Source organism: Yersinia sp. Marseille-Q5920 (assembly GCF_946902935.1).
GTDB lineage: Bacteria > Pseudomonadota > Gammaproteobacteria > Enterobacterales > Enterobacteriaceae > Yersinia > Yersinia rochesterensis.
In genome coordinates this window covers 1-531 of the sequence record NZ_CAMPQA010000039.1, presented here as the reverse complement: position 1 = coordinate 531, position 531 = coordinate 1, and the positions used below count along the sequence as shown (strand labels likewise).

Here is a 531-nt window from a genome sequence, read left to right as displayed (position 1 = left end):
ACACCGCGACATTGACCAGCCAGTCAGTTGCGGTCACAGTCAGTTGGCGCAGTGCGGAGTCCTGTTTCTCAAAGACTTCAATCTCTAAGTCTTCCCATGCCGAACTCAGGTTTTTCAGGTCGCCGTCAAGGTTATCCATTCTGACGGTGGCGATAGATTGCGCAGTGCCATCCGCATTCATCAGTTTGCTTTTCTTCTCGGCCAGCTTGCCATTACCGGCCGCCGCCACCAGTTTCACCGCGCCTTTCATGGCTTCATCACCGAATATCACTTTCAGGTATTCGGCTTGCTGTGCGGTGCCTAACTTGTTCTTTTTAAACGAGCGGTCAATATCTTTAAGGAGCTTCTCCACCGGCAACATATTGCCTTTGCCGTCGCGGGTCGTTATTCCCAACTCGCGCAAAGCTTCCGGCGCTTTACCGATAGGGGCCTGCAACCGACTAAACACAGCGCTGGTGCTGGTGCCGGCCATACTGCCTTTTATGCCGTTATCGGCCAGAACGCCGAGTAGCGCGGTAGTGTCTTCGATAC

At 53.7% G+C, this 531-nt stretch carries 1 protein-coding gene; it reads right to left on the bottom strand.

Annotation, left to right across the window (positions count from 1 at the left end; genetic code table 11):
• A partial coding sequence (locus tag OVO64_RS20475; RefSeq protein ID WP_267249002.1) for a phage tail tape measure protein occupies positions 1 to 531 on the bottom strand: 531 nt, incomplete at both ends.